Source organism: Hyphomicrobium sp. (assembly GCF_019753045.1).
Taxonomy (GTDB): Bacteria; Pseudomonadota; Alphaproteobacteria; order Rhizobiales; family Hyphomicrobiaceae; genus Hyphomicrobium_B.
Window position 1 is genome coordinate 1 of record NZ_JAIELN010000029.1, and the last position, 21,138, is coordinate 21,138.

Consider the following 21,138-nt stretch of genomic DNA (forward strand, 5'->3'; position numbering starts at 1 on the left):
GACATCAGGCTGCGCGACTGTGACGACGTTCGGGTTGCTGCCGCTTACCTGTCCGGCGCCTGGAAGCCATGCAGCCCAGTTGCGGAGCGCCTCGAACCCCTTGCTGCAATCGAGATCGGGCGCCACGGACGCGGGCTCAGAGAGCGCAGGCCAAGGCCAGAGCGCAACCAAGGCAAGCGTCGTCCGCAACCTCGGCGCCATCGCTCAACCGATTTCGTAGCTGTAGTTCTCGATGACGGTGTTGGCCAGCAGGTCCTTGCACATCTGCTCGACGATGGCTTTCGCCTTCGCCGGGTCGCTCTCTGCAAGGTCGACCTCGATGTACTTGCCCTGACGGACGTCGCCGACGCCCGTGATGCCTAATCCCTTGACCGCGCCTTCGATGGCTTTGCCCTGGGGATCGAGCACGCCGTTCTTCAATGTGATTTTGATGTGGGCTTTCATGGCGTCCTTTGCTCCCTCGCCCTGCGCAGCGGGGAGAGGGCTGGGGTGAGGGGCGGCCACCATGCGAACGTGATCGCTGCCCCTCACCCTAACCCTCTCCCCATGACCCTGCACGCGTCATGGGGAGAGGGAAACGAATTTAGTTCGGCTTGCCGTTTACGGGCGTGACCGGACCGTTGATCGGTGTGTTCGAAGCGACGAGCACCGGACCCGCACCGCGCGGACGCGGTGTTTCGGTCAGGACGCCGAGGCGGCGAGCCACTTCCTGATAGGCTTCGAGAACGCCGCCAAGATCGCGCCGGAAGCGGTCCTTGTCGAGCTTGTCGCCCGACTGGATATCCCACAGGCGGCAGCAGTCCGGGCTGATTTCGTCGGCGAGGACGAGGCGGATCTGCTCGTTGTCATAGAGACGGCCGAACTCGACCTTGAAGTCGACGAGGCGGATGCCGATGCCGAGGAAAAGACCGACCAAGAAGTCGTTGATCCGCAGCGCGAGCTGCATGATCTCGTCGATCTCTTGCGGCGTTGCCCAACCGAACGCAGTGATGTGCTCTTCCGAGACCATCGGGTCGTTCAGGTCGTCCTTCTTGTAATAGAACTCGATGATCGAGCGCGGGAGCTGCGAGCCTTCTTCAAGGCCGAGGCGCGACGACAACGAGCCTGCAGCAACGTTGCGCACGACGACTTCGAGCGGCACGATCTCGACTTCGCGGATCAACTGCTCGCGCATGTTGAGACGCTTGATGAAATGAGTCGGCACGCCGATCTCGCCGAGCTTGGTAAAAATGTACTCGGAGATACGATTGTTCAGAACGCCCTTGCCCTCGATCAACGCATGTTTCTTTGCGTTGAAGGCGGTTGCGTCGTCCTTGAAGTGTTGAATGAGGGTGCCCGGTTCGGGACCTTCATAGAGGACCTTTGCTTTGCCCTCGTAAATTCGCCGACGCTTGTTCATTCCTGGACCTCTGAGGATCAACAGCTTGCTCTCACTCATTGCGATACACGGATCTTTTCACGAGTTCGTACACGGACGCTGACGCCTTGATTTTCCAACGTGTTTTCTTCATGTCGGGAAAGAAGCGGCGCACCTTTCGCGCTCGGATGTCTTGGGCGGACACTAGCCGAAGGAGGGGGGCGACACAATGTAGACCATGAGCCGCAGCACCTCTTATGGTGACCGGCAGCCAAGCCGTTGATTTAACTCAGGGCGCGCGGTAACCCTGGGCCTAGATATGCGTTTGGCGAACGTCTGCAATACCCGCACAGCGCGTAATCGCTGTCGATACAACCAAAAGTCCATACCGGCTGGCAGCCCGGACGAGGAGATGACCCATGACGACTTTCGACAACCGCGAGCGGGGATTTGAGAACAAGTTCGCCCATGACCAAGATCTGCGCTTTCGCGCGGAGGCTCGTCGCAACAAGGCGATTGCTGAGTGGGCCGGTGCAAAGCTCGGTCTCGTAGGAGATGCGCTCGAAGCTTACGTGAAGGAAGTTCGCAAGGCCGATCTCGCCGAGGCGGGCGATGACGATGTTTTCCGGAAGGTGAAAGGCGATCTCGCCGCGAAGGGCATTGCTGTTTCGGACGCCGAGATCCGCGCGTTCATGGGCGAAGCCCTTGCGAAAGCCGTGAGCGACATCGAGGCGGCGAAGAGCTGAGAGTCCTTTTTGGGCGTTGGCGACTCCGCTTCGCGGAGCCGGCCGCCAACGCCGGAAGTGTCGGGAATTTTTTCGACGGGGCTCATGTGGGCCCCGTTTCGTTATCTGGTGCTACGCCAGCGCGGCGGCGTTGGTCATCCGAGCTTTTTCAAGAACTGACCGAACTGCAGCAGTCCTTCCGGCCATGGTCCGTGGCCCGACTGGATGTTGATGTGGCCGCTTTCGCCCGCGTCGCTCAACGTCGCGCCCCATTTTCCCGCGAGGTGCTCGGCGCGCGCGTAGCTGCAATAGAGATCGTTGTTGGCGACGACGACGTGCGCGGGAAACGGCAGGCGCCGTTCCGGCATCGTTTCAAACCCGCGCGCGCCTTTCTCGGGCGGCCAACGTTTGCCGCCGGTGTCGGGCCAGAAGTCGGCGTGGTCGAGATCGGCGGGCGCAACAAGGAACGCGCCGATGACGCGGTTCCGCTTCAGCTTGTCGGCCGCGAAAATCGTCGCGGCGACGCCCACCGAATGGGCGACGACGACGACAGGCTGCGTTGCGCCGCCCGCGAATTTCGCCATGCGGTCGCCCCAGGTCTCGACGTCGGGATTATCCCAGTCCTGTTGGATGACGCGGCGCGCCGTCCTGAGATTTCGTTCCCACCTGCTCTGCCAGTGATCGGGACCGGAGTCCTGCCAGCCGGGCACAATGAGAATGTCGACTTCCGATGTTTTCATGCGGGAGTCTGATTAACGGACGGCGTGCAAGGAGGGAAGAGCGGCAGAGCGACCGGGGGCGGCGGTTCCAACCAGATATCGCTAACGCACCCCCGCATCGATCCGCAGTCTGCGGATGCTTCATCCTGGGAACCGCGAGCGCGGCGCGGCGTTGGCGAATTACGCGACTTCAGCAGTTCCAGTCCGAGGAGAGACGCCCCAATGAAAATCGCTAATCTAGAAGACCTGTTCAATCATACGCTTGAAGATATTTATTACGCTGAAAGCAAGCTCGTTAAGGCGCTGCCGAAGATGGCGAAATCATCGGATTCGCCGCAGCTCGCGAAGGCGTTCATGAGCCACATGGAAGAGACGCAGGAACACATCACGCGTCTTGATGAAGTGTTCAAATCTCTTGGCCGCAAACCCAAGGCCACGGAGTGCCCGGCCATAAAAGGCATTCTGGAAGAAGGCGAAGAGCTGATGTCGGAAATCAAGGATGCGGATACGCGCGACGCCGCGATGATCGCGGCTGGTCAGGCTGCGGAGCATTACGAGATCACGCGTTACGGCACGCTTATTTCGTGGGCGAAGCTCTTGGGTCACAAGGAGATCGCGACGATCCTCGAGAAGACGTTGAAGGAAGAATACGGCGCCGACGACAAGCTGACGAAGCTTGCCGAGGGCCGTCTCAACAAGGAAGCTGCATAGTTCTTCGGCATTCCACGCCGGGCCGGCCGTAACCAATCGGCGGACCGGCGCTGAGCCTTGTCACCGTTCCGCGATCAGAGCGGCGGCGCGGGCGGGTCGGAGAGCAGATAGACGACGTACGTCGCGCCGTTGGGGCTGCCGTTGTTGCGCGTCAGGGTTCCGAGCGGCTCGATCTTGCGGAACTTCTCGCGCATCAGTGGGAGATCGAGGCGTCTCTCAAGCTCGACGTAGAGGGCGGGTTTGGCGAGCACGGATGCCGGAAGCGGGGGCAAAAATTCATAGCGAATACGCTGATCGAGTTGCGCGACTTCGCTTCTTCCCCTGAGCCCCATCGCCATCTGGCCGGTCGTCGCGTAGCTCGACGTCGCGACCCAGCCGGCGCCTGTTTCGCGCCGCTTGGCTTCGATGGCATCGGCGAACGCGGGCCAGCCGCGCATCTGTTCGGTCGGGTCCTTCGCGACCGCCACCAATGGATGGAGCGCGTGAGCATAGATGCCGGCTGTCATCACGAGGCCAAGGCCGAGTGCGGACAGAAACGTCGTGCGCCGCCATTTCGGCGACACGGCGTCGAGTGCAAGTGCTCCGCAGATCGCGAGAGACGGATAGAGCGGCGCGGGCCAGTTGCCTTGCACGCGGTCGTGCAGCGCGTGAGCGGTGAAGTAGACCAGCATCGGGAGCACGGCGGCGGCCAGCAGCACGTCGGGGCGGCTCCGGCCACGGCTAACGACTGCCGAGCGCGTAACCCTGACGAGGCCCCATATCGCGAGAACCGCGATCACCGGGCTCGCAAGTGCGAGGAATGCGCCGACGAATTCGAGGAGATAGTTCAGTCCGCCCGAGCCGCTGTGTCCGACGCGTCCGAATTGCTTCGTGAAGGATGCCCAGCCGTGTTGTGCGTTCCAGATGAATACCGGGCTCGCTACGGCAGCCGCGATGATGCCGCCGATCCAAAGCTCGGGTGCGCGAAACCATTTGCGGTTGTCGGGTCCCGCGACCAACCAGACGAGGATCGTGCCGCCGAGAAACAGGTTCGTATATTTCGACAGAAAGCCGAGGCCTGCGAACAGGCCGATGGCCAGCCACCATTTGGCATTCTGGCTCCGGTCGAGTTCTGCGAGCGCCCAGACGACGAGCCCTGCGGTAAGCACGGAAGGCAGATCCGGCGTGACGATGATGCCGCCGACTGCGAGCAGCGGCATCGCCAGCATGATCCAAACCGCGCGCCTCGCGATTTCGGGGCCGTAGAGGAGATATGCGGTTCGCCAAAGGATCGCGGCTCCGGCGGCGACGATGAGCGGCGCGAGGAGGCGAATGCCGAGATACGTATCTCCGGCGAGTGCCCGGCCCGCGCCGATGATCCAGGCGACCATCGGCGGGTGATCGAGATAGGAGAGCGAGAAGCCAAGCGACCAGATCCGATAATAGGCTTCGTCATCGACGAGCCCGATAGCCCCCGCGAGGCCGAGACGAATGGCGGTGAGCGCGAGGACGGCAGCCAGAAGGATGCTGATGGCCGTCCGGCTGTCGAGAGGCGGCTTTGAAAGCGCGGGTTCGGAATGCGCAGGCTCAGGCGCCGCTCGTGTGATGGTCGTGAGACTAGCCGTCATCGGCGCCAGGTGAATGCAGAGCTGACCGCGTAATTGAAGACGGCCGCCATCAGTGCGCCTGCGATACCGGCACGCCACCACGTCGCGTCGTGGCTGTAGACGAGATCGGCAACGCCGATGTTCGCAAGCGCGCCGACGCTGCACACGGCGTAGAAGATCAGCAGGCCTTTGATTGCCTGGAAACCGCTGAGGCGGCGGTCGCGGAAGGTCAGCACGTTGTTCAGGAAGAAGTTGAACGTCATTGCAACGAACGACGCGAAGATCTGGGCCGTATTGAACGATGCGTCGCTGACGACGATGGCGCTTCTGAGCGCGAAGAGGTGGACGACGAGGCCCAGCGTTCCCACAAGCGCGAACAGAAAGAACCGCGGCGGCACCAAGTTGCCCGCGAGCTTGGAAAGAAGCAGCCCCACGAAATCGGCAATCACGAGGCCGTCGAGCTTCGACTTTCCGACCCGGCGCGGGCGGAACACATAAGGTATCTCGCGGACGCGGATGCCCGCGGGCGCGGAAGCCAGAATGTCGAGCAGCAGTTTGAAGCCGCCAGGGGACAGGTTCGGAGCAATCGTGTCGACGAGTTCTCTTCTGATCATGAAGAAGCCGCTCATCGGATCGCTGACGTTCGTCCGAAGGAGGAGGTTCGAGAGGCGCGTTGCAAGCTCGCTCGATAGGCGGCGTGCGGTCGAAAAGCCGTCGCGCGCCTCGCCCGACTGGCTGTAGCGCGTGCCGATGACGAGGTCTGCGGCGCCGCTTTCGATCTCGCTCAACATGCGCGGGAGCAATTTTTCGTCGTGCTGAAGATCGGCATCGACCACGGCCACGATGTCGGCGCCGGATGCGAGCATCCCTTCAATCACCGCACCCGCCAAGCCACGGCGGCCAACTCTGCGCATGGCGCGCACGCGGTCGTCGGTTTCGCCGAGAGACCGGATAACTTTCATCGTTCCGTCGGGGCTGTCGTCGTCGACGAAGATGACTTCCCACCGGATGCCGGCGAGGGACGCATCGAGAGCCGCGATCATCGCGCCGATGTTGCCCGCTTCGCAGTAGGTCGGCACGATGACGGAGAGGCGCGGCCGGGAACTGGCGATCACGCTTCGCGATCCGACAGGCGCGCTGACGGTATCGGAATTCGGAGATCCGGCTTCAAGTTCGGACGTTACCATGAGCACCATCGGGCCAGCGGATTTGGCGGGCCGGTCGCTGGATCGGTGCCGCCGCCTGTCCGCGCAATGAGATCGAACAGCAGGTAGATGGCGGCCACGGTTGCGGCCATGACCACTCCCGCAAAGACGACGTCGGATAGAAAATGCGCGCCTTGCGACATGCGCACCGCGCCTGAGAACAGCCCCGCGAGGACGCCGGCACAGATAAGTCTGGTGCCCAGGCCCGCGAAGAGAAATGCAGCGGCGAAGAGCGTCGCGTAGGCCATCGATGCCTCGCCCGCGACGAACGAACAATTCTTCTCGCACTGGTTGGAGGGGACAAGCGGCGGCGAATACGTTTTGCTGCCGCCGAACTCCGTGAGGTGAACGGGTCTCGCGCGCCCCCAGTTATCCTTCAGGATGGCGTTGCCGACGATACCCGGTCCGATGACGAGGCACGCTGCCAGAAAGAGCCATTTTGGGGCTGTGAAACTGAGAAACGCGCGGCCGCGAAGGACGGTCGTGGCGAGTCCACAGGCGGCGACGACACCGACACCGACGAAAGCCAGAAAGAGCACAAAACGGATGAGGTCGGCAGCGGTCGACGACTTGCCGTAAAAGATGCCGCCGCCGCCTTTACCGGTGAATACGCCGTTGCCTTCATAAAAAAGCGCCGCCGTCTTCATGTCGATATCCGGGAACGCGCTGAAGACGATGCCAGCGATGACGCCGACGATCGCGGCGCCCCAGAGAAGCAACGAAACGTTCCGGCTTTTTTCTTGCGTGCCGAACTCGGCTTGCGGCTCTGCCGCCATCATTATTCCCATCGGACTCAAAGCTTTCCGCCCGAGGCTCGGTTGGACTTCCGCTTTCCGGACGTCACGTAGCAGCATTCGACGGTGCCGGTCACTTACGCCGAACCCGGTTAGATCGAATTTTTACGGTCGGACTCCAATGTGTCGAAAAGGAGTTGCAAGCTTGCAGCGGTTATCGCCATCAGCACCCCGGCGAAGATGACGTCGGATAGAAAGTGCCCGCCTTGAGCAATTCGCGTCAAGCCGGCGAGGCCGCCCAGCAGGATGCTCAGTGTGACAAAGTTGCGCGAGAGGGATTTGAAGAGCAGCGCAGCAACAAACAGCACCATGAACACCGACGAGGCCTCTCCCGAAACGAACGAGCAATTGTAATTGCACTGGTTCGAGGCGGGGAAGGGCGCGGTGAATGCCTTGCTGCCGGCAAATTCGACGACGTCTCGGGGGCGGGCGCGGCCCCAGTGATCCTTGAAGCCGATGTTGGCGACGACGAGGGGGCCGGTCAGGAGGCAGACGGCGATGAAGAGCCATTTGCGTATGCCGAGACCAAGCCAGCTGGCGGCTATCCGTGCGGTGATGAAAAGACCGACGGCGGTCACCGCGCACGTCAGATAGAACAGGCCGTTGAAGGTGAAGCGCAGCACGCCGAACATCGCCAGCTGGTTGCCAATGAACTGGCCGTTCCCGGCGTAGAAGAGACGCGCAATCGCGAGGTCTATTCCCGGCGCTAAGCTGAATACCGCGAATGCGAGGGCGCCGACAGCGACGGCGCCCTTGAGCAGGCTGATTGCGCCGATGACGGGCCGTTTTTCAGCCGCGTCACCCTCATGGCGCTCTTCCGTCCCGAAAGCAGAGTCCGGCGCCGACATCCCACCACCCCGACATATCTCGATTGGAAGCCTATCGGCAGTCGACATGGCAGTAGCACGTCAGTTTCGTGACACTTCCGTGACGATGTCGACGGACGCGTTCAGGCGCTGCCGAAAACGCGCCGGAAAATCGTGTCGACGTGGGCCGTGTGATAGTCGATGTCGAACATCGCCTCGAGAGCGGCGGCCGGCACCTTGGCGGTGACGTCCTTGTCCGACTTGAGCTCAGTCAAGAAATCCTTGCCCTGTTCCCACGTCTTCATGGCGTTGCGCTGGACGAGCGCGTAGGCGTCCTCGCGGCTGACACCGGCCTGGGTCAAAGCCAGCAACACGCGCTGGGAATTGTGCAGGCCGCCGAGCTTTTCCATGTTCCGCTTCATCGTCTCCGGATAGACGACAAGCTTTTCGATGACGCCCGCGAGGCGCGCGAGCGCGAAGTCGAGCGTCACCGTCGCGTCAGGTCCGATCATCCGCTCGACGCTCGAATGCGAGATGTCGCGTTCGTGCCAGAGGGCGACGTTTTCCATGGCGGGGAGCGCGTAGGCGCGAACCATGCGGGCGAGACCCGTCAGGTTTTCCGAGAGCACGGGGTTGCGCTTGTGCGGCATCGCGGACGAGCCCTTCTGGCCCGGCGAGAAATATTCTTCCGCTTCGAGCACTTCCGTCCGCTGCAGGTGGCGGATCTCGATCGCGAGGCGCTCGATGCTCGAGGCGACGACGCCGAGCGTCGCGAAGTACATGGCGTGACGGTCGCGCGGAATGATTTGCGTCGACACGGGTTCGGGAACGAGCCCCATCTTCTCCGCGACGTATTCCTCGATCCGGGGATCGACGTTGGCGAAGGTTCCGACCGCGCCCGAGATGGCGCACGTCGCGACTTCCTTGCGGGCGGCGACCATGCGCTCGCGTGCGCGCTCGAACTCGGCATAGGCGTAGGCGAGCTTGACGCCGAACGTCGTCGGCTCGGCATGGATGCCGTGGCTGCGCCCGATGGTGATCGCATCCTTGTATTCGAATGCGCGGGTCTTGAGCGCGGCGAGAAGGCGGTCGAGGTCTGCTATCAGGAGATTGGCGGCGCGCACCAACTGGACGTTCAAGCAGGTGTCCAGCACGTCGGACGAGGTCATGCCCTGATGGACGAAGCGGGCGTCCGGGCCGACGTGCTCGGCGAGGTGCGTCAAAAAGGCAATCACATCGTGTTTCGTGACCGCTTCGATTTCATCGATGCGGGCGACGTCGAAGGTCGCGGCTGAACCTTTTTCCCATATGTTTTTTGCCGCAGCCTCGGGAATTATCCCGATTTGGGCGCTGGCGGTCGCGGCGTGCGCTTCGATCTCGAACCAGATGCGGAAACGTGTTTCGGGCTCCCAGATGCGCGTCATTTCCGGTCGTGAATAGCGGGGTATCATAGAGCTAAATCCTTGATGCAACGCGGGAGGCGTAGCAGACGGGCCACTGCGCATCAATCGCCGGGGCCCATTTCGAGGCTAGGTAGCGAGACTTCGCTTAAGTCTGCGTGTTTTGCTGCCCTGCACCCAACGCTTTTGCAACAATTCGTGAAGCGATATTCTAATTCTTGCCAGTTAATCGCCACGAATGGCTGACCTAGTTTCCCCATTACGAGGCGGGCATTTCTGTTTTTCGTTCAGGTGTTATTCAGGGCAGTTAAGCCACACTCCTGAAATTCGTCGGTCTACTGCCGAATTAGCGCATTCTATTCGTGTACGGGTGGGCCTAAATAGAAATACCCAAGGATGTAATTGAGTCGAGGAGCTCTTCCCGGGTGGCAACAATGATCCCCCGTTCGAACTCCGAGATAAAAACAACAGCGGGAGACTTGAAGAACATGTCGCAACAGATGGGCAGCGGGGAACTGGCTGAATTGGTCCATCAGATGGAGCAGTCGGAAGACGATCCGCGCCAGTGCTACGCCCTCGTGAAAGAACGAATCACTGAATTTCGGGATTCGGGCCGGGATATTCCGGACGTATTGACGAAACTAGAACGACGCCTAATGACGGAATGCATGCTGGCCTCTCAGGGTCGCTAATCCTGGGCCGCTAATTCCGCCGAATATCAAAGCTGGGAATACCGGCATTTAAGCTTCGTTTCATGGATGGCCTTCGTGCCATCAGGTCGGCTTGCGCAATCTGGCGCGAGGCGGCCTTTTTTTTATGTGGCCGGGACTGCTTAGCCTTCGGCGCAAGGTGCCGCGAAGCCGCCTGCTGTTGCTCTGTCGCTACAGGACGTTATGGGTGCCGTCGCAATAGGGTTCGTCGTCTGTCGCCTTGCAGCCGCAGATGTTGAAGGTACCCGTGTGGTCCGGAACGAACCGCATCGGTTCAAAGGACGTGCCTTCGTGCGAGCCGTCGCAAAAGGGCTGGGTCTTGGATCTGCCGCAGCGGCAATACCAATACTCTTGGCCCTCAGTGAGGTCGACCTGATAGGGCCCGGTTTGGGCGACTACGGCCTCGTCAGACATCGTCGTACTCCATCTCGCTCGACTGGCACGCTGAGCTTGGCTCGTTCAAGTCGGCTTGACGAACCGAGCTGGTGCACCCCTCGTTTTTTGACTCGCTATCGGGTTTAGGAGCGCCGGGCAAGGGCCCGTAGTGTTCTGTTCAGCAGGCCAGCTTGGTCGATTCGCAGCGATCTGCCTAACAAGCAGGCGGGCAACATTTTTCGGCAACGGCATCCTAGACATCGGCAAACGGCTGGGCGAAGCTCGCAGAGAAGCGCGTGGTGTCCTGACAGGGGTGGCGGCGAGGGGAATTGCCGTCCGAGGGGGGAAGGTCATCCAGCGCCAAATTGTCCTGTGACCAAAGACGTCCAGATCATGAGGGACCCGCGCATGGCCGATCTCTTCCGCAAGAAATCTGTCGCCTACGACGACTCGGACTTCGGCATGAAGCGCGTCTTGAGCGCGCTCGATCTGACGCTGCTCGGCATCGGCGCGATCATCGGAACCGGCATTTTCGTCCTGACGGGCGTGGCGGCGGCGACGCAATCGGGGCCTGCAGTCGTGCTTTCGTTCGTCGTTGCGGGATTGGCGTGCGGATTCGCGGCGCTGTCCTATGCCGAGCTTGCTTCAAGCGTCGGCGGTTGCGGCAGTGCCTACGGCTACAGTTACGCGGCCTTCGGTGAACTCATCGCCTGGATCATCGCCTGGGACCTCATTCTCGAATACGGCGTTTCGGTTGCGGCGGTGGCCAATGGCTGGTCGGGTTATTTCAACAACGCGCTCACGGCCATCGGACTTGGCCTGCCGCCGGAGTTCACGAAGGGACCCTTCGCGGGCGGGATCGTGAACCTCCCAGCATTCGGCATCGTGTTCCTGTTGATGATCATGCTGATCATCGGGGTGAAGGAGACGGCCCGGGTCAATGCGGCGATGGTGGCGGTGAAGCTTGGGACGATCGCGATTTTTCTGGCCGTCGCGATCTTCAACATCCACCCCGAAAATTGGACGCCGTTCGCCCCCTTCGGCTGGTTCGAACACAATGCGGAAGGCAGGCCGGTCGGCATTCTGGCGGGCGCTTCTCTCGTCTTCTTCGCGTACGTCGGCTTCGATGCGGTCTCGACTGCGGTCGAAGAGGCCCGGGACCCGCAACGTGACGTGCCGCGGGGGCTCATCGGCTCGTTGATCTTCTGCACGATCATCTACATCGTCGTCTCGGGCGTGTTGACCGGCATCGTCAATTACACCGAGCTTAATGTCTCCTCGCCCGTTGCGTTCGCGCTTCAAAAGATCGGGTACAACTGGGCTTCGGCGCTGGTCGCCGCGGGCGTCATCACGGGGCTGACGACCGTCATGCTCGTCCTCTACTACGCCCTGACGCGCATCATCGTCGGTGTGTCGCGAGACGGACTGCTCCCGCCGTATTTTTCCGTGGTCAACCGCCGCACGCATACGCCCGTTCGCACGACGGTCATCGTCGGCTTCGTCATGGCGGTCATGGCAGGCTTCATTCCGCTCGGCGTTCTTGCCGAACTGGTGAATATCGGGACGCTAGCGGCGTTCGTTCTCGTGTGCGCCGGTGTGATCTCGCTCAGATTCTCACACCCGGATCTGCCGCGGCCATTCAAGATGCCGGGCGGCCTCATCATTCCCACGCTTGGCATACTTTCGTGCGGGGCGCTGATTGCCTTCCTGCCGTTCGAAACGCACCTGCGGTTCATCGTCTGGCTGGCCGTCGGGCTCGTCATCTATTTTGTGTATTCCATCAGGCACAGCCGACTCGCGGTGGCATAGGCCGATTAACTCTCAAGACCCCACTGGAAAAAGACGAAGCGCGAGAGTAGGTTCCCGGCCGACCGCGGCCGCCTGAAAGCTTGCCTGCTCTTCCGTCGGCCCGGATACGAGGATCAACAAAAATGGACTGCGACAGTCGAAGCGACACTTCGATATCGCCCGTATCCCTCGAGCTCGCCTGATACCAGGCCCGCTCGGACGGCTGCGTGGTGGCCGAGAACCGGGAAGGGCCTATACATGCTGCGCAGCTATCGCCGCGAAAATTCGCATCTCGTTTTGGCGCAGGAAGGCATTGAAGCAGATGCTGGGGTGATCGATCTTCCGTTTTGGATCGATCTCTACAATCCGGCTCCCCAGGACAATCGCTATGTGGAGCAGTTGCTCGGAATTTCGCTGCCGACGCGGGAGGAGATGCAGGAGATCGAAGTCTCTGCCCGGCTCTATCAGGAGGACGGCGCCGAGTTCATGACGCTGACGGCCGCGTCTCAGCTTGAAAGCGACGAGCCGATCAACACGCCGATCACGTTCGTGCTCAAGGGCACCACGCTCATCACCGTTCGCTACGCGGAACCCAAGGCCTTCGCCAATTTCGTGGTGCGGGCGCAGCGTTCCAATGCGGTGCCGGTCGGGAACGGCGAGCAGATCATGATGGGCCTGATCGAAGCGCTGCTCGATCGGATGGCGGATGCTCTCGAGCGCGTTGGGACGGGGATCGATCAGGTTTCGCGGCAAGTTTTTCGTAAGGGCGGGAAGGGAAAGGAAAAGGCCTCACCTTCCAGCGAAGATCTGCAGGCGGCGATCGAGAGGATCGGCCAGGACGGAGATCTGTTGACGAAAGTCCGCGAAAGTCTGGTCAGCATCAACCGCGTGTTGACCTATCACACCAGCGTCGACCAACAGGACAAGAAGGTCACGAAGGAAGCCAAGGCGCGCAGCAAGGTTTTGTATCGGGACGTGGTCGCGTTGACGGATCAGGCGACGTTCCTTTCGAGCAAGGTCAACTTCCTGCTCGACGCGACGCTCGGGCTCATCAATCTACAGCAGAACCAGATCATCAAGATATTCTCGGTCGCGGCAGTGGTGTTTCTGCCGCCGACGCTGGTCGCATCCATCTACGGCATGAACTTCGCGGATATTCCGGAGCTCAGGTGGGGGCTCGGATATCCATTCGCGCTGGGCATGATGGTCGTCTCGGCGATCCTGCCGTATCTCTATTTCAAGCGACGCAGGTGGCTTTGATGTTCGGCGTTGGCGACTTGCGTTCCGCGAGCCGGCCGCCAACGCCGGGCGTCGGCTGGTTACTATTCGAGCAAGCGGCGGGCTGCCTTGTCCGGTGTCATCGTGCCTGAGAGTACGGCGTCGGCGAGCGGATCGAGACCTTCCTTGCCGCCGGACTTGATGCGGGCGGCGACGATGTCGGCGGCGGCGCGAGCGATCAAATAGCGAGCCCTGCGGCGCCGTCTCTTGATCGCGCCGTCGGCTGCGACGCGGGTGCCGATTTCGTCGAACGCTTCGACGAGTGCCGGAACGCCATCGCCGCTCAACGCGCTCGTTTTCAGCACCGGGACTTTTTCTGACGCCATTGCGCGGATCGACAGTGCGCCGATGAGTTGCTGCATCGTTTGTTCGGCGCCGGGACGATCGGCTTTGTTGACGACTATGATGTCGGCGATTTCCAAAAGGCCGGACTTCATGGCCTGAATATCGTCGCCCATTCCAGGAGCCGCGATGACGACGCGGATGTCGGCAACTTCCGCGACGTCGACTTCGTTCTGCCCGGTGCCGACCGTTTCCAGCAGCACGATATCGAAGCCCGCGCCGTCGAGTGCATCGATGATGCGGACGGCTGCGGGCGACAGGCCGCCGAGATAACCGCGCGAGGCGAGCGAGCGTACGAAGACGCCGTCGTCGTCCAGTGCCGCGGTCATGCGGATGCGATCACCGAGTATCGCGCCGCCCGAGATAGGGCTCGACGGATCGACGGCGATAACGCCGACGGTTCGGCCGTGCTTTCTCAGATGCGCGATGACGGCGTTGACGAGGGTCGATTTGCCGGCGCCCGGCGGTCCCGTGAAGCCGACGACGAGTGCATGACCGAGATGGGGCTGCAGCGCCTGAAGCAATCCGGGCGCGGCTTCCGAGAGCCGTTCAAGCTCGGTGATTACCGTCGCGATGGCGCGGCGTTCGCCCGCGCGCATGCGTTCAACATAGCCCGCGATGTCGGCGGCTGGGATGCGGGCAACTGGAGGAAGCGGATCTGCAGTCGTTTTGGCCATACGCGCTGATAGAAGGGAAGCGGCCCGCGCGCAACTGTGTGTTGCCGCGCGCAAGCGGACGACTAGGGGTTGAGGTGGTGGGGCGAATGTGATCCTTTCGCGGCACTAAGACACCTGGTCGGGGGGCGTAGTGTCTAACAAGGGGCGATTGCCGGTCGAGGCGATACGAGGTCGAGCGGTCACGGCACACCGCTCTGACGTCGACGGTCTCAGAGCGGTCGCTCTAGTCGGCGTGCTTGCTTTCCATTTCGGATTTGGCGTTCAGGGCGGCTACGGTGGCGTCGACGTCTTTTTCGTCATTTCCGGCTTTTTGATTACCGGGATCATCAAGTCCGGACTCGAGACCGGCACTTTTTCCCTGGCGCGGTTCTACGATCGGCGCATCCGCCGGATCATTCCGGCCTTCGTGGTTTGCGCTCTGGTCACCACCGCATTGGCGGCGACGATCCTGTTGCCGCGCGATTTCAAAGCATACGGCGCGACCCTGGCCGCAGCGGTGACATCAACGTCGAATTTCTATTTCACTAAACGTGCCGCCGATTATTTCGCCCGTGATGCCGCCGAAAATCCGCTGCTCCACACCTGGTCGCTGAGTGTCGAAGCACAATTCTACCTCGTCTTTCCGCTCTTCCTTCTTCTCGTATTCAAGATCGGCCGCCGGGCCATCATTCCGGCAATGGCGATCGTTGCCGCGGCAGCGCTCGTTTTGAGCATTGAAAGCGTCGAGGTCGCCCGCAAGGGGGCATTTTTCTCGACGCCCGGGCGCGTGTGGGAATTGCTCGCGGGGGCGCTTCTGGCGTTTGGAGCGCTTCCCGATTTGAAGAATAGGGCCGTTCGCGAAGCGGAGGCTGTGCTTGGCGCGGCGCTAATCGCGTTCGCGTTTTTCACGAACACATCTGAAACGCCGTTTCCGGGTCTCGCGGCTCTGCCGTTGTGTCTTGGGGCCGTCCTCATCATTCACTCCGGCGGTCAACACGAACCGGCGACCATCGTCAAGCGCGCTCTTTCGTGGCGACCGGTCGTCGGGCTTGGGTTGATCTCGTATTCCGTCTACCTGTGGCACTGGCCGCTGATCACTCTCGCGCGATACCGGCTGCCGCATTTGTTCGGGCAGGATGCCGCCACCGCGCTTGCTGCTAAATTTGTGCTGCTCGGGCTCTCCGTCGCGCTTGGCTTCTTGTCGTGGCGCTTTGTCGAGCAACCGTTCCGGCGAGCAAAAACGGGCTCGGCCCGGTGGCCGGTATTTATCGCGGGTGCGCTGGCCGTTGTGGTTCTTCACGTCGCCGGCAGCAGCATCAACCGCCGGCCAAGCAACTATCAAACCTGGCCGGCCGACGTCGTAGCCGCTTCGATGACCGAGATGCCGCTTCCGGTGGAACGGTTCGGCCGCCCCGCGCCGTCGGCAGGCGGCTGGCCAAGCGAGGTCTACGAGATTGGCGACGGCAGCGTCCCTGCCGATACGCTGCTCTGGGGCGATAGCCACGCGAAAGCACTGGTTCCGGTCTTCGCATCGTACGCGGAGAAGACGCATCGCCGTGTGATGGTGGCGCCGTATCCGGGGTGTCCGCCGCTGTTCGATGTCACATTCCGTGGCGGCAAGTTCAGCAATACCTGCCGGGCGCTCAATACGGCCACGTTTAAAAGGAGTCTGGATCCAGACATCAAGCGAGTCATTTTGGAAGGGTACTGGGGGGCATTTGCGCCAAATTTCTGGCGTGACGGCAATGGTGAAATTTTTTCCGACAAGAGCCGAGGTGGAGCCGATGGCAAGGCATTTGCCGATGCGCTGGCCGCGACGATCAATCTGCTGCTTCAGAATGGCAAGGAGGTTGTCGTCATCGGGTCCATTCCGGTCCAATCGAAAGAAATCACACCGGCGATAATCAAGTCCCGCTTCTGGGCCGAACCTTTGCCTCAAGAGGCGTCTCTTGAGGAATTCTTGGAACGGCAAAAACTTGTCATGACGGCATTCGATCAGATCTCAACGATGTCGAATGTCCGGGTGTTCTACCCGCACAAGCATCTGTGCGGCGCTTCCACGTGCCCCTATTCTCGCGAGGGCGAGCCGCTTTACGGCGACCGGCATCATCTGACGCCTCTCGGTGCTGCGAAACTCGAGCCGATGGTGGCCGAAATCTTTGGCGATGAGGCCGAGCGCCACGACGGAGGGCGGTCGCTCACTCTTCGTCACTAAGGACAATCAGAATTTTTTCAGCACGTTTTCCTCGGTCGCGGGTTTTTGCGGCTTCGCGGCTTTGAGGATCGCGGGGAGGATGTCTTCGGCCTTGTCGACAACGGTAAAGCGCACGTCGAGGCCGTCGCGGATGAAGGTTTCCTGCTTCATGTGATCGAGAAGCTTCAGGAACTGATTCCAGAAACCGTCGATGTTGACGATGATGATCGGCTTCGCGTGACGGCCGAGCTGGGACCACGTCAACTGTTCGACGAGTTCCTCGAGCGTGCCGACGCCGCCGGGAAGTGCCACGAACGCGTCTGCGCGATCGAACATCAGCTGTTTGCGCGTGTGCATGTTCTCGACGACGATCAGCTCGTCGACGTCTTTCAGCATCAACTCGCGGTTGCCGAGGAATTCCGGGATGATGCCCGTGACCTTGCCGCCGGCGCCGAGCGCGGAGCGGGCGACCTCGCCCATCAAGCCGAGGCTGCCCCCGCCGTAGATCAGGCGGATGCCGTTGTCGGCAAGCGCCTTGCCGAGCTTGCGTGCAGCCAGGGTGTAAGCTGTGTTCAGTCCCTTTCCGGAGCCGCAATAAACGCAGACGCCTTCGATTTTTGAGGGGGGGATGGAATTATTTTCGCTTGCCGGTGCGCCGGCCATTTTTGTCATTTCATTCATTCTCGGTCCATTCTCAAACGATGTAGCATCAGTATTTGGGGGTTCGCCGGCGGGCCACCAGAGTAGGAATAGGACGCATGCCGCTTTTGCGGGGCGCGCGGTCCGTTCCAGAGGAATTTTTCGCGTCGTCGTAGCTCTTGGGCTTGGCGAGAGCGTGACACGTGTGCTTAGTTCATAATCGACTTAAAAGGCGATGTTATGAAAAATGACGAAGCCACGGTTTCCGCGAAGAAAACCGCGCTCGTAAGCGCGCGGGCTGGCGCCGTCGCAGCGCTTCTCGTCCTTGCCGGGCTCTTGCCGCTGCCGCTCGGGGCCGCCATCGAGCAGGGGGATATGGCGTCCAGCGGGACAACTGTCATTATCGCCAGCGAGTTTCCTCCGGTCGCGATCGATAGCGAAGATACGCTCGATGCCGAGGACCGGCTTCCCGTGTTGGCCGAGGATGTTTCGAAGCAGCCCGACGCGCCGGCAAGCTCCGATGCGCGGGAGATTGATGTCCGGCCGCCCGATGCTAATCCCACCGACGCCGACGTTTCGTCCGAGAAGGACAGCGATCTCGCTCGCGGCTACTGGCCGCCGAAGGAGCTTGGAATTGCCGATCGTGTGCAAGATTGGCTGGCGCGCGCCAATCGCGAATTTCAATCGACGATCATTCGCCGATTGTCGACGCCGTCGGCTGCTACGGGCGACGCCGTTGTGCGCAAGATCGAAGAGGTGAAGGACGAGGACGCAGCGGCTGCTGCGGCTGGCGCGCAAGAGGCGCTCAGTACGGCGCAGGCCAAGCTGGCGTCCGAGGCTGAAGCCGAGCATCAGCGCGAACTGTCCGACGCTGCCGCGAAGGCTGCGGAACAAGCCAAGGCTCGCGAAGCGGAAGCGGCTCGTATCGACGGGGAACGGAAAGCGGTGGAAGAAAAGCGCCGCGCGGAGGAGCAAAAGCGGCAGGCCGAACTTCGGCTCGCCGAGGAGGAGAAAGCGGCGAAGCAGAAAGCCGCGGAGGAAGCCGCTGCGAAGGAGGCAGCTGAGAAAGCGGCTGCGGCGGCAAAAGAGCGTGAGATCGCCGAGAAGCAGGCTGCCGAAGCCGCTGCTGCAAAAAGAGCGGCAGAGGCAAAGGAGGCGGAAGACCGGCAGCAAGCCTTGAGAGAAGCCGAGGCAGCCAAAGCAGCTGAAGAAGCCAAGGCAGCTGAAGAAGCCAAGGCAGCGGAAGCGAAGCGGCGGGCGGATGAGGAAGCCGCCAGGGTCGCGGCCGCTCAGGAGGCCGAGGCCCGGGCGAAGACTGTCGCCGCAAACGAGGCTGCAGAAAAAGAACGCGTGGCCCAGGAGGCTGCCAAGAAAGACGCTGAAGCCAAGCAGGCAACCGCTCCGCAAGCCTCGGCTCCGACCAAGCAGGCAATGGTCGAGGACGAAGATAAGGATGAGACCGACGTCGCGGCTGCGCCGAGCGCCCCCGAGCAACCGTCTATCAGTGGCGCGCAGCCCGCCGGCAAAGTCGAAGGCAAGTCCTCCGGCGAAAGCGAAGCCAAAGCCGCAGGGCGGAAGGCGCGCCCTCATCACGCCCGCCTACACAGGCAAGCGAGCAATCGCTCAGTCAACAGCGGGGCCAATACCTCGGTGCATAAGGGTGGTCCGGTGGTGAAGCGCTGGGTTAGGCGTCCGCGGCAGGGCCGCTGCCGGCTTGCGGGCCACAAGGTTCTGCTGCCGGGCCGCTATACGGTCGCACGCGGCGACAACCTGTGGCTCATCGCCCTTCGGCACTATCACGACGGTTGGTATTTCCGCCGGATTTACCGCGCGAACCAGGACGTTATCCGCAATCCCAACCTGATCCGTCCGTGCGAGCGGCTTTATCTGCCCCGGCGGTAACTGTGATGGACTTTCGCGCCGCGTGATCCTATCTGAAGCCCAATGCAAAGCGCCTTTGTCAATTGGTGCGCGGCGGTCCGCGATGGATTGCTGGCGCGCGTTACCCCCTCCGCCGAGACGTCTCGGGTTCTGAAAGCTCTCTGGCCCTACGTTTGGCCCAAGGACCGGCCGGACCTCAAGCGGACGGTTATCTGGTCGTTCGTCATTATCGTCATTGCCAAGGGCGTGACGGTCACGGTGCCGTTCACGCTCAAGTGGGCGACGGATGCGCTCGTCGCATCGACCGGCGGCCACGTGTCGAGCAACCAAACGCTGCCCTGGCTTATCGGCGCGCCGGTGGTGGCGACTATTCTCTACGGTATAGCGCGGATCGTGATGTCGCTGCTCGTGCAGGTCCGCGAGGGCATGTTCGCGCGCGTTGCGATGCATGCGGTCAGAAAGCTTGCGCTGTCGACATTCGACCATATGCACAGGCTGTCGCTGCGGTTCCACCTCGAGCGCAAGACGGGCGGCCTGACGCGCGTTCTGGAGCGCGGCCGAGCGGGGATCGAAAACATCAGCCGCATGGCGCTGATGACGCTCATTCCGACCATCGTCGAATTTCTGATGATCATCGCCGTCTGCGCTTACGAGTTCGACTGGCGCTATATCGTGACCATCGTCCTGATGATTGCCGCCTACCTGTGGTTCACGGTGAAGGCGACCAACTGGCGGCTTTCGATCCGCCGGGCGATGAACGAGAGCGACACGGACGCCAATACGAAGGCGATCGACAGTCTTCTGAATTACGAGACCGTGAAATACTTCGGCGCGGAAGAGCGGGAAGCGGCGCGCTACGACAAGTCGATGGCGGCTTACGAGAAGGCGAGCATCAAGACGTATACGTCGCTCGCGGTTTTGAACTCGGGCCAAGCGATCATCTTCACGATCGCGCTGACGATCTGCCTTGTGATGTCGGCTACGGACATCGTGTCCGGCAAGGATACGGTCGGCCATTTCGCGATGGTCAACCTGCTGATGCTGCAACTCTTCATGCCGCTCAACTTCATGGGCATGGTGTATCGCGAGATCAAACAGGGGCTGACCGACATCGAGCGCATGATGGAAGTGCTCGAGCAGAACCCCGAAGTCGCCGACAAGCCCGGTGCGAAGGAACTCAAGGTATCGGGCGGAGCGATCCGGTTCGATCACGTTGGGTTCGCGTACGATCCGGAGCGCGTGATTTTGAAGGACGTTTCGTTCGATGTGCCGGCGGGCAAGATGGTCGCCATCGTCGGGCCGTCGGGTGCGGGCAAGTCGACCGTCGCACGGCTGCTTTTGCGTTTCTACGACGTGACGGGCGGTCGGATCACGATCGACGGGCAGAATATTCGGGACGTGACGCAGCATTCGTTGCGCGCGGCCATCGGCGTCGTGCCGCAGGATACGGTGCTGTTCAACGATACGATTTTCTACAACATCAAGTACGGCCGGGCCGATGCTACGGACGCGGAAGTCTATGCGGCTGCCAAGCTCGCGCAGATCGACGATTTCGTTCGCGGGCTTCCTGATGGATACAACACGATGGTCGGCGAGCGGGGGCTCAAGCTCTCGGGCGGCGAGAAGCAGCGCGTCGCGATTGCGCGTACGATTTTGAAGGCGCCGCCGATCCTGCTGCTCGACGAGGCGACGAGCGCGCTCGACAGCCATACGGAAAGGGAAATCCAGGACGCGCTGGACCGCGTTTCGAAAGACCGGACGACGGTCGTCATCGCGCACAGGCTATCGACGATCATTCATGCGGACAGCATTCTGGTCTTGGAGGCGGGCCGCGTAGCAGAGCAGGGCACGCACGGCGAGCTGATCGCGAAGAACGGGCTGTATGCGAGCCTCTGGGCGCGTCAGCGACAGGCCGAGAAGGCACGCGAAGAACTTGCTCATGCGCTCGAGGAAGCCGGCGAGCCGGCGTAAC

At 61.5% G+C, this 21,138-nt stretch carries 19 protein-coding genes and 1 pseudogene; 8 read left to right on the top strand and 12 right to left on the bottom strand.

The annotated features are described in order from the left end of the window. From K2Q04_RS21465 to purC, 3 genes and pseudogenes are all read right to left on the bottom strand, one after another. Positions 1-201, bottom strand: a pseudogene (locus tag K2Q04_RS21465) (hypothetical protein); the annotation flags it as partial. A gap of 3 nt (positions 202-204) precedes the next feature. After that, positions 205-444 carry a phosphoribosylformylglycinamidine synthase subunit PurS gene (purS, locus tag K2Q04_RS21470; protein WP_092866429.1) on the bottom strand — a complete coding sequence of 80 codons (240 nt, stop codon included), beginning with the start codon at positions 442-444 and terminating at the stop codon, positions 205-207. Positions 445-583: 139 nt separating this feature from the next. After that, entirely contained in the window at positions 584-1,399 is an 816-nt protein-coding gene (purC, locus tag K2Q04_RS21475) for a phosphoribosylaminoimidazolesuccinocarboxamide synthase (protein ID WP_291167505.1), read from the bottom strand. A gap of 377 nt (positions 1,400-1,776) precedes the next feature. Between purC and K2Q04_RS21480 the strand changes: the two genes are divergently transcribed. Next, positions 1,777-2,103 (top strand): DUF1476 domain-containing protein, encoded by a 327-nt coding sequence (locus K2Q04_RS21480; RefSeq protein ID WP_291167507.1) that lies wholly within the window; start codon positions 1,777-1,779, stop codon positions 2,101-2,103. A 134-nt stretch (positions 2,104-2,237) separates the two neighbouring features. On the opposite strand, the gene K2Q04_RS21485 is transcribed toward K2Q04_RS21480, so the two are convergent. Then, on the bottom strand, positions 2,238-2,822 hold the full coding sequence (locus tag K2Q04_RS21485; protein WP_291167509.1) for an alpha/beta hydrolase: 585 nt from the start codon (positions 2,820-2,822) through the stop codon (positions 2,238-2,240). Positions 2,823-3,023: 201 nt separating this feature from the next. Between K2Q04_RS21485 and K2Q04_RS21490 the strand changes: the two genes are divergently transcribed. Then, complete coding sequence (locus K2Q04_RS21490) at positions 3,024-3,512, top strand: ferritin-like domain-containing protein (protein ID WP_291167511.1); 489 nt, start codon at positions 3,024-3,026, stop codon at positions 3,510-3,512. A 74-nt stretch (positions 3,513-3,586) separates the two neighbouring features. Here K2Q04_RS21490 and K2Q04_RS21495 read toward each other — a convergent pair whose 3' ends face one another. The 5 genes from K2Q04_RS21495 to purB all read right to left on the bottom strand — a co-directional run bounded on the left by K2Q04_RS21495 (position 3,587) and on the right by purB (position 9,354). Further along, positions 3,587-5,119, bottom strand: coding sequence for a glycosyltransferase family 39 protein (locus K2Q04_RS21495; RefSeq protein ID WP_291167513.1), 1,533 nt, complete (start codon positions 5,117-5,119; stop codon positions 3,587-3,589). Next, positions 5,116-6,285: a glycosyltransferase family 2 protein gene (locus tag K2Q04_RS21500; protein WP_291167516.1), complete on the bottom strand. Its 1,170-nt coding sequence runs from the start codon at positions 6,283-6,285 to the stop codon at positions 5,116-5,118. Before K2Q04_RS21500 ends, K2Q04_RS21495 begins: the two co-directional genes overlap by 4 nt. Further along, positions 6,279-7,079 carry a phosphatase PAP2 family protein gene (locus tag K2Q04_RS21505; RefSeq protein WP_291167519.1) on the bottom strand — a complete coding sequence of 267 codons (801 nt, stop codon included), beginning with the start codon at positions 7,077-7,079 and terminating at the stop codon, positions 6,279-6,281. The genes K2Q04_RS21500 and K2Q04_RS21505 overlap by 7 nt, the downstream gene beginning before the upstream one ends. 110 nt (positions 7,080-7,189) lie before the next feature. Then, a complete protein-coding gene (locus K2Q04_RS21510) occupies positions 7,190-7,945 on the bottom strand; it encodes a phosphatase PAP2 family protein (protein ID WP_291167521.1) in 756 nt (251 codons plus the stop codon). Positions 7,946-8,046: 101 nt separating this feature from the next. After that, entirely contained in the window at positions 8,047-9,354 is a 1,308-nt protein-coding gene (gene purB, locus K2Q04_RS21515; RefSeq protein WP_291167524.1) for an adenylosuccinate lyase, read from the bottom strand. 374 nt (positions 9,355-9,728) lie between these two features. Between purB and K2Q04_RS21520 the strand changes: the two genes are divergently transcribed. After that, the gene (locus K2Q04_RS21520) at positions 9,729-9,995 is read left to right on the top strand and encodes a hypothetical protein (protein ID WP_291167527.1); all 267 of its coding nucleotides are present in this window, start codon (positions 9,729-9,731) and stop codon (positions 9,993-9,995) included. A gap of 189 nt (positions 9,996-10,184) precedes the next feature. Here the strand turns inward: K2Q04_RS21520 and K2Q04_RS21525 are convergent, their stop codons facing one another. Next, entirely contained in the window at positions 10,185-10,427 is a 243-nt protein-coding gene (locus K2Q04_RS21525; protein WP_291167530.1) for a CDGSH iron-sulfur domain-containing protein, read from the bottom strand. Positions 10,428-10,760: 333 nt separating this feature from the next. Here K2Q04_RS21525 and K2Q04_RS21530 point away from each other — a divergent pair, with 333 nt between their 5' ends. After that, the gene (locus tag K2Q04_RS21530) at positions 10,761-12,197 is read left to right on the top strand and encodes an amino acid permease (RefSeq protein WP_291167533.1); all 1,437 of its coding nucleotides are present in this window, start codon (positions 10,761-10,763) and stop codon (positions 12,195-12,197) included. 237 nt (positions 12,198-12,434) lie between these two features. Next, a complete protein-coding gene (locus K2Q04_RS21535; RefSeq protein ID WP_291167536.1) occupies positions 12,435-13,436 on the top strand; it encodes a magnesium transporter CorA family protein in 1,002 nt (333 codons plus the stop codon). A gap of 62 nt (positions 13,437-13,498) precedes the next feature. On the opposite strand, the gene meaB is transcribed toward K2Q04_RS21535, so the two are convergent. Next, positions 13,499-14,473, bottom strand: coding sequence for a methylmalonyl Co-A mutase-associated GTPase MeaB (gene meaB, locus K2Q04_RS21540; RefSeq protein ID WP_291167539.1), 975 nt, complete (start codon positions 14,471-14,473; stop codon positions 13,499-13,501). Positions 14,474-14,603: 130 nt separating this feature from the next. Here meaB and K2Q04_RS21545 point away from each other — a divergent pair, with 130 nt between their 5' ends. Continuing rightward, complete coding sequence (locus tag K2Q04_RS21545; RefSeq protein WP_291167542.1) at positions 14,604-16,667, top strand: acyltransferase family protein; 2,064 nt, start codon at positions 14,604-14,606, stop codon at positions 16,665-16,667. A 6-nt stretch (positions 16,668-16,673) separates the two neighbouring features. On the opposite strand, the gene K2Q04_RS21550 is transcribed toward K2Q04_RS21545, so the two are convergent. Beyond that, positions 16,674-17,327: a TIGR00730 family Rossman fold protein gene (locus K2Q04_RS21550; RefSeq protein WP_291167544.1), complete on the bottom strand. Its 654-nt coding sequence runs from the start codon at positions 17,325-17,327 to the stop codon at positions 16,674-16,676. A gap of 198 nt (positions 17,328-17,525) precedes the next feature. On the opposite strand from K2Q04_RS21550, the gene K2Q04_RS21555 reads away from it, so the two are divergent. Both K2Q04_RS21555 and K2Q04_RS21560 read left to right on the top strand, forming a co-directional pair. Further along, the gene (locus tag K2Q04_RS21555) at positions 17,526-19,187 is read left to right on the top strand and encodes a LysM peptidoglycan-binding domain-containing protein (protein ID WP_291167547.1); all 1,662 of its coding nucleotides are present in this window, start codon (positions 17,526-17,528) and stop codon (positions 19,185-19,187) included. 42 nt (positions 19,188-19,229) lie between these two features. Continuing rightward, the gene (locus K2Q04_RS21560) at positions 19,230-21,137 is read left to right on the top strand and encodes an ABC transporter ATP-binding protein/permease (RefSeq protein WP_291167549.1); all 1,908 of its coding nucleotides are present in this window, start codon (positions 19,230-19,232) and stop codon (positions 21,135-21,137) included. Position 21,138: the final 1 nt, after the last annotated feature.